Here is a 7,858-nt window from a genome sequence, read left to right on the forward strand (position 1 = left end):
AGGTGGAACGCCCCGGGCATTTCAGCGCTTGCCGGACGGGGCAAGCGGGGTTGGCACTCGTTGGTGAGCGCCGCTAGGTTCCATGGCGTGATGTTCTCAGCAGTTCGCGCTGCCGCGCGTTGGATCGCTCCGTTCCTGGCGATCGCCGCCGTCGCCGGCTTTGTGGTTTCGTTCGTCGATGAGCAGCCCGCCCCGTCAGTGAAACTGGTCAACGATGCGAACCCGCTGGTCGGGCTGCCGTTCTATCTCAATCCGGCGTCGAAGGCCATGCGCGCCGCCCAAGGCGATTCGAACCCCCAGCTGGCGGCGATCGCGAATACGCCGACGGCGTACTGGATGGATCACATCTCTTCTCCTGCCGTGGACGCGAAGTACATCGCCACGGCGCAGGCCGCGGGAACCATGCCGGTGCTGGCTCTCTACGGGATAACCAATCGTGACTGTGGCAGCTATGCCGCGGGTGGGTTCGGGTCCAGCGGTGCCTATCGGTCGTGGATCGACGGTGTCGCAGCCGCGATCGGCGGTGGGCCCGCCGCAGTCATCCTCGAACCCGACGCGCTGGCCATGGCCGACTGCCTGTCACCGGCTCAGCAGCAAGAGCGCTATGACTTGATGCGCTACGCCGTCGATACGTTGACCCGCAACCCCGCCACGGCCGTCTACGTCGACGCCGGTCACTCACGGTGGGTGCCCGCCGACGTGATGGCGGCGCGGCTCAACGACGTCGGCGTCGCCAAGGCGCGCGGGTTCAGCCTGAACACCGCGAACTTCTACACGACCGAGGAGTCGATGGGCTACGGGCAGACCATCTCGGGCCTGACCGGCGGATCGCACTACGTCATCGACACGTCCCGCAACGGAGCCGGACCCGTCGAGGGTGACCCGTTGTCCTGGTGCAACCCCAGCGGTCGCGCGCTGGGCGTCGCTCCCACCACGGCCACCGGCAACCCCCAGGTCGACGCCTTCCTGTGGGTCAAGCGTCCCGGCGAATCCGACGGAGCCTGCCGGGGCGCACCGAGTGCGGGCACCTTCGTCAACAAGTACGCCATCGACTTGGCCAACGCCGCCGGCTGGTAGCTCGACAAAGCACTCGGGTATGACGATCGCCCGGCAGGTGCTTTCCGACTGAGCTGCGGACGCCTGGTCGGGACGACACGATGTGAACGTGTAACCTCCTGGATCCGAACCAGGTGCGCTAACCATATTGCGCCACGTCCCGTTGGCACGGATGGGATGACTCGAACGTCTACCGTGCGGGATGGGAGCGTCCGCGGCTCTCCCAATTGAGCTACCCTGCAACCAGTTACGTCCATTGTCGGCCTGCGAACTGGAAACATCTGTACGCCGTGAGGGTTTCGATCCCCCGTCTCCAGATAAAGAGTCTGGTGCTATTCCAGCTCAGCTAACGGCGCTGGTTGGTGGGCCGCCCGGGACTCGAACCCGGAACTCAAGGGTAAAAGCCAAGAGTGATACTCGATTTCACCAACGACCCGGAAAAGTCTCGCTGTATTAGACACCACTAGTGCGCTCGGCAGGAGTCGAACCTGCATGCCCGCATTGGACATCCGGGTCTGAGCCGGACGCGTCTACCTGAATTCCGCCACGAGCGCGGATGCCACCACTGTGTAGTTCTGAAAGTTCAGATGTGACGAGAGTGTTCGCGTGGCCCGCCGCATCAGCACTTGATGTGCTGTAAGCATGGTGCTGGACGAGGCGACACTTGTCGAGCGCATTCTCCGACGAAATCCGTTGCTGATCAGGCTATTTGGGTGCGACAACTACCGGGACGTCAAACGACGTTCCGTGCAGGGGAATCAGAAATGTTGAGAGAAGTATGAGATTTTTCCTTCTGGCCCTTGCTTCCGGTCCGGGCGCACCCCCCTGACGGGGCGGAAGGCTGGCAAGTCGAACGGAAGTCCATGGGCGGGCGATAGCCGCTACGAGGCTCCACCGTCGTCCCGACCGGAGTGCTGGGGAAGTCCGCGCACGACGAAGTCGCCGAGGGTGTCGCCTCGGCGAGCCAGTCATAGTCGTGTGCGAACACGGTCATCCAGTAACGGTAACACCCCGTACCTGGAGCATCCCAGCAAATTACTGCTGCAAGGTGTTCGTCTGGTGCGCCGATTTACCAGAGGACACCATAGGTCTTGTTCAAGGTGAAGCCATGCCGGCCGCCGGAAGGCTTGCACGTCACCGTCCCCTGGTAGCCGACGCCGCAACTGGCACCCCAGTTTTCGAGTCGGTGGCCCTCGGGCAGCACATCGACGTCTCGGGTGAACAGCGGAGTACCGGAGTAGCGATAGGATGCGGGTCCTCCGCTTTGGACGAGGGTCTGGTTGGTGCCTCCCGGAGCGTCCTCGGGCACTGCGTCACATCCCACCGGGCCCCGGTTGGGCAGGATCCCGCAAAACCGACCGTCCGGGGTCTGGAAGTACAACCCATAGAACTCGTTGGGCGCTTTGTAGTTGCCCTGGGCGATCGGAAAGCTGTCGATGTCGTCGATGGCCGGTAGTGGCTGAGCCGCCGCGGCCGGGGCGGAAATGAGGACCAACGAGCCGACGGCAGCTACTGCAGTGATGTGACGACGCATAGGCTCTATTGAACCGGGGGTGTCAACCCCTGTTCGGCGAGTGCGAAGCGTGCAGAGGACGTCCCGATCGCACCTACGCAGCCCCCGAATCGCCTTGTCAACCAATTAGACCGCGAAGCTACGACACCGTTTGCCTTGCCGCTGGCTACTGGCTCGTTCCTCGACACCGTCGGCCCCGGCGCGGGCGTGCGGTCATCGACGTCGAATGAACTGGATCTGGCGCACATCGGTGAGCAGCGGGGCGATCCCCTCGGGCTCCACGAACGGGTCCAGCTCGGCGAGTCGCCCGAACGAGATCCCGGCGCGCAGCTCGATCGAGCGGATCGACCGCTGCGCCGTCTCGTGCGCCCCGAAGATGAACTCCTCCTCGCGCAGGAAGTCCCGCTGCGACATCGTGTAGCCGGTGGCCGACAACTCGTTTGTCTCGTCGTGGATGAAGGCGATGACCTTCCAGAACTCGACAGGGATCTGGACCCCGAACATGGTGGGGTCCGCGTCATCGAGGAACGGGCCGGTGAACACCGAGATCTTCATGTCGTCGCGCCGCGCGTTCTGTAGCGCATAGTCTTCGAGATCCAGCCAGACGCCGGCGTTGAACGGCTGCATCTGTGGCACCGCGTTCGTGACGTGCATCGAGTCGGTGTTGCCGCGCGACGCCGCGTTGTCCGATCCCCAGATGGGGTCCTCGCGACGCGTCATGTGACCACGCGAAAACCTGGGCGGGTTGCCGTAGCACTGGGATTTGATCTGGGCGGTCTCGGGGATGCGCGGATCGGTGCGCCAACCCACTCGGGCGAACCTCTTGGGACGGTTGCCGTCGATGTTGACGGCGCTGAATCGGCACAGCCGCCGGCTGGCACTCATCAACGTCGAGAAGTGCTGGTACCTCAGCACCTGCTCGTCGACGCTGTTGAACTCGAAGGTCAAGACGTCGTCGGGGTCGCCGGTGATGATGGGCAGCGGCACGTCGAGATCGTCGCCGAGAAATGACGCCTGGTAGCCCTGTCTGTCGATGTAGTCCTCGGCGACCGCTTCGACGAACACCTCGCCGTCTTCGCCCGAGTCGTCCACCACCCCGACGTCCGTCGCAGGAGCCGGGACGCGGCTGCCGTTGACGGGCGCCGGGTAGGGGTCGCCGATCTGGACGGTGATCGACACCGGCACCAGCTGGGTCAGCGTCGTTGTCGACGACCGATTTGCGAGCGGTGTCGGGACCGCCGGTGGCCGCGCAGTCTGCACATCCGGTCGGTCTTCGGAGGACCGAGAAAGGTTCGTCCGCCCACTGCGCAGATCCTCGAGGCGCTGCGCGACGACGCGACTGGACACCGCGAAGTTGGCTTCCAGGAACCTCCCCGCGAAGTGCAGGCCGACGGCGTCCCCGGTACCCAGCGACAGCACGACCGATCCCGAGTTGCCGCCCAGCGTCGAGCAATCGTGCCGAAGTGTGCCGCCGATGGGGTCGAGCACCTGGCCCGGTGCGAGCCGCTTCTTGTTGTAGACGTCGCCGAAGATTCGGTCCATCAGGTCGGCGTCCGGAATGCGGCTGTCCCGTGCCGGATACCCGATGACGGCCACGAAGTCGTCAGGTTCCGACGTCTCGGCAAGTGCGATCGGCGTGGCCGGCGCCTCACCCCCGGACTGATCGACGCGCAGGAACGCGAGATCCGGGCCGTCGGAGTCCTCGATGTGCAGGATCTGTCGGAGCTCGAATGTAAGGCTGTCGTCACGATCCAACTCCTCCAGAAGGTCGATAGAGGCGCGCATGGGCTGCCCATTCAGGCCTTGACGGAAAATGAGTCCGGCGCCGTTCCTGCGGCCGAACTCGGCAGCCACATGCCGGTTGGTCACGATGATTTCCGGGGCGATGAGCCAACCCGTGCCGAGCCATTCAAGGCTGTGGCCTTCCACTTCGATTCTGCCAACGGCTTTGGCCGCTCGGGCGAGCAGCGGGCGTGCCTCGGTGAGCCGCATTCTCCACACCTCGCTGTCGGCGTCATCGAACGTCAATTGCGCCTCGTCGTGTTTGACCGCCAACACCGGACGGCCGGTGCGCATGACGATGGTCTCCAGTTGGAGCTCGCCACCGGGCAGCTCGGCCATGGGCCCCTCGCCCTCTTCGCGCTCGCGCAGCTCAGAGTTCAATCGGTAGTCGCGACGTCGCATCGCAGTGTTCATTGCCTTGAGCCGGGTCAACGCGTCCATCGGATACTCCTTTGTCAGTGGGTCTTTCGTCTGCTAGCGGGGTAGTTCTGCGTGCGGCTTGGCCAACGGGAACAGCAGACCCTCGATTCGCCTGATCCCCGATGCCAGCTGCAACGACAGGTTCGTGGTGGCTCTCGAGGAGGCGGCCTCGACCAGATCGATGAGCAACCCGCAGCGATCGGCCGTCTCGATCAGCGCGGTGAGCTCGGTTGCCGTGATCGCCGTGCGCAGCGTCGTGGACAGCGGGTCGGCGGTGAGGTCCACGGGCCAAAACACCGATCGCTGTTCGAGTTCGCGGACCACCTCGAGAAGCTGGGTCCGGTTGAGCTGCTCGACGACGGTTCTGACCGCTCCGTACCAGAACGACAGGGTGGTCGGCGCCGCCAGCAGCTCTTTGGCGCCGCCGAGGGAAAGGGGCTCGCGGGCCAGCGTCGCCCGAAATCGATTGAGGTCCGCGGTGTCCGGTCTGCGGGCGAGGTAGCGATCGGTCGTCTCGATGATCGAATCGGTGAGCGCGCGGTCATGGGCGTTGGCGGCAATCGCGGCCAGGTGTGACAACCGGAACTGGTCACACCAGAACGTCTGAAACCTCGTGTCGGAGCCGTCGAGGTCACCACCTGACGCGGCCGCCTGGCACACCACGATGTCGTCGACAGTCTTCAGATCGAGCCTCGGCGGCATCTCGGCCCGGACCTGTTTGATGATCCGGTGGTGAGCACGCTGATCTCCGGCAAGTGCTGCGAGGGCCGCGCCGTAGCGCCGAAACTCCGCCGCACCGACATCCAGTGCGTCCAGTGCTGCATCCGAAAAAATCGGTCGGCCGCCATGTTCCACCATCAGGACGGCCAGCGCGATGAACCACGGGTGCCGGTGGGTCGGGTTGCTCAGCAGGCCCCCATACGAGGAGCGGCCGGCGGTGAAGAACCCGTCGAACGCACTGAGCACTCGCGATGATTTGCTGATGAACTGGAAATCACCGCGGTCGAACAGGAGTGCCCAACGCGACTCCGGAATGGCTGCCGTTGGCGCATCCGGATAGCCCTGGAGTTGCCCGAGTTGGGTCTCCTCGAACGTCGCCGAGTCGATGTCCGATGAGGCGTGGTACTTGCCCAGACGAACGTCGCGGGTTCGAATTTGTTGCTCGAAATCAAGTGACGCCACCTCTTCTTCGGTGAGTTGGTCGTGGCGCCCGGCGACCGCCTTCACAGTTGCCCGTGGGTGCACCGGCCAGTTCTGAAGATCACCAGCGATGCTGCGGACGAGTTCGTCTGCTTCGCCAGCGGCCATGTCGGCTGGGATGTCGTCGAGGAATCCACGGTGGTAGATCTCCTCGACCCTGGCGGCCTTGGTGATGTCGGGGTTCGCCGAATCGCGCCGAGCGGCGTAATACGTTGCGGCCGCCCGGTGGATCGCCTCGGTGTCGATGTCGGTGCTGCGCTCCAGGCCCGGCACCAGCAACCGGCGTAGGTCCGCGCGATGCACAACTGCGTCGGGCCCGACCCGGGTGACCAGCCACACATGCTCGGCGAGTTCGGCGAACGCTCGCTGTGCGTCCGCAGGCGTGGTCACGTCGAGGCGGTTTCGACACGTGGGAACCAGGACCTCGAGGATGAGTTCAGGTGTGACTCGCCGGAGCACGATTCCGGGGTACGCCAGTGCCTTCACCCTGTCGTTCTTGATCCGGTTCAGGATCCGTTCGTACACGAACCGCAGTCCGACCTCGCCGGCCGGCGCATGACCGTGCGCCGCTATGCCGTCCTCGATCAGCTTCTCGACCTCGGCAGGATCGTTGGTCGTCACAAAGCGCTGGATCAGCTTGAGGACCAGCGGGTTTCCGCCGAACACCGGCGGAAAGCGCGTTGCCAGCGGGGGCTCAACGCCGAGCTCGGTGAGCAGCTCAGCGGCCTCGTCCGTGCCGAGGTCGCCGAGCTCACGTTTCTGCTCGAAGTTGAACCATCCCTCAACCTCTGCGGCCGGTAGATACGGCGCGTCCGGGATCACCTCGCGTCCACTCACGATGAGGTGAATCTGGCTCAACTGCACGATGTTTCGCAGTTCAGCTACCCACTCGAGGATATCTCGCACTGCGGTGACGCCGCGAATAGCCACCTCCTCGAAGGTGTCGAGGACGAGTGTCACCGGCGCCGTCCGTAGCGGCCACGACGACAGCAGCAACGCGAGGTCGCGCAGCGCGTCGGACGACGCACCCGCACCGATGTCGATGTCGTCGTTCTCCCGTCCCCCGAGCAGCGCGCGCGATCGCTGGCGAAGTTCGGACAACGGCTGCTCGAGCGCCGCCTCAGCCAGCCCGAGTTGGCGGGTGAACTCGAAAGTCAGATCGAGCCGGGTGGCTTCGATCAGCGAGGCTCGGTCGAAGTCAAAATAGATCAGCGGCGCCGAACCAGCCTGACGACGGTCGGACACGAACTTGGATACCAGTGCCGACTTCCCGACGCCGCCGAGCCCGATGAGGCCGAAACTACGCACCCAATCCCCACCGGTCTCGAGTGTGGTCGAACAGTAGTCGGCTAAGGCCGCGTAGTCATCCTCGCGTCCAACGAGTTTCGGTGGCACCACCGCCTGCAGCATCTTCTCGGACTCGGTCAGGGCGATCTTTCGGCGCACCTTCCGTTCGAGGTCACGGGTAACCGTCGGCAGATCGGGCAGATCCTTGAGAACCCGAACCGCCCGGAGTAGGCAATCGAGTTCGATGCCGCCAGCTACAGCAGAGGTCGCGCTGGGCTGAATTAGCACGCTCAGATCGGCCCCGCGCAGCCCGTCGCTGAGATATCTGGCGAAGTTGTCGTCCGGTGCCACCTCGATCTCATTGAGGCGCCTGCCGATGTCGGGTTGTGCGGCTATGGTTTTCAGCACGTGATGGCGGGCCTCGGTTCGCATCGACCAGTGCCGGTACTCGCTGCCGGCCACCTCGACCTCGTCGCAGACAGCAGCCAGGCCGTCGATCTGTTCGACCCGACGGTCGTCGATGAGCGATTCGGTGCCGAGCACCTTCAACGGGTCGAAGTGCGTCGAGATCGCCGCGGTCAGCTTCACATCGTCGTCGAG

4 protein-coding genes and 4 tRNA genes are annotated in these 7,858 nt (G+C 64.4%); 1 reads left to right on the forward strand and 7 read right to left on the reverse strand.

Annotated features, from left to right (window positions below):
• Window positions 1–90: 90 nt before the first annotated feature.
• On the forward strand, window positions 91–1,077 hold the full coding sequence (locus ACN269_RS32440) for a glycoside hydrolase family 6 protein (RefSeq protein ID WP_421476813.1): 987 nt from the start codon (window positions 91–93) through the stop codon (window positions 1,075–1,077).
• A gap of 64 nt (window positions 1,078–1,141) precedes the next feature.
• On the opposite strand, the gene ACN269_RS32445 is transcribed toward ACN269_RS32440, so the two are convergent.
• From ACN269_RS32445 to ACN269_RS32475, 7 genes are all read right to left on the reverse strand, one after another.
• Window positions 1,142–1,219 (reverse strand) — tRNA-Pro (locus ACN269_RS32445).
• Window positions 1,220–1,340: 121 nt separating this feature from the next.
• A tRNA-Lys gene (locus tag ACN269_RS32450) sits at window positions 1,341–1,412 on the reverse strand.
• Between the two features lie 4 nt (window positions 1,413–1,416).
• Window positions 1,417–1,492: transfer RNA gene (locus tag ACN269_RS32455), tRNA-Lys, on the reverse strand.
• Between the two features lie 31 nt (window positions 1,493–1,523).
• A tRNA-Leu gene (locus tag ACN269_RS32460) sits at window positions 1,524–1,610 on the reverse strand.
• 515 nt (window positions 1,611–2,125) lie between these two features.
• Window positions 2,126–2,590 (reverse strand): hypothetical protein, encoded by a 465-nt coding sequence (locus ACN269_RS32465; protein WP_421476807.1) that lies wholly within the window; start codon window positions 2,588–2,590, stop codon window positions 2,126–2,128.
• A 192-nt stretch (window positions 2,591–2,782) separates the two neighbouring features.
• Window positions 2,783–4,792 carry a DNA/RNA non-specific endonuclease gene (locus tag ACN269_RS32470; protein ID WP_421476809.1) on the reverse strand — a complete coding sequence of 670 codons (2,010 nt, stop codon included), beginning with the start codon at window positions 4,790–4,792 and terminating at the stop codon, window positions 2,783–2,785.
• A 33-nt stretch (window positions 4,793–4,825) separates the two neighbouring features.
• The coding region (locus ACN269_RS32475; RefSeq protein ID WP_421476811.1) for a hypothetical protein at window positions 4,826–7,858 on the reverse strand (3,033 nt) is incomplete at its 5' end.

Source organism: Micromonospora sp. WMMD736 (assembly GCF_049179015.1).
Taxonomy (GTDB): domain Bacteria; phylum Actinomycetota; class Actinomycetes; order Mycobacteriales; family Micromonosporaceae; genus Micromonospora.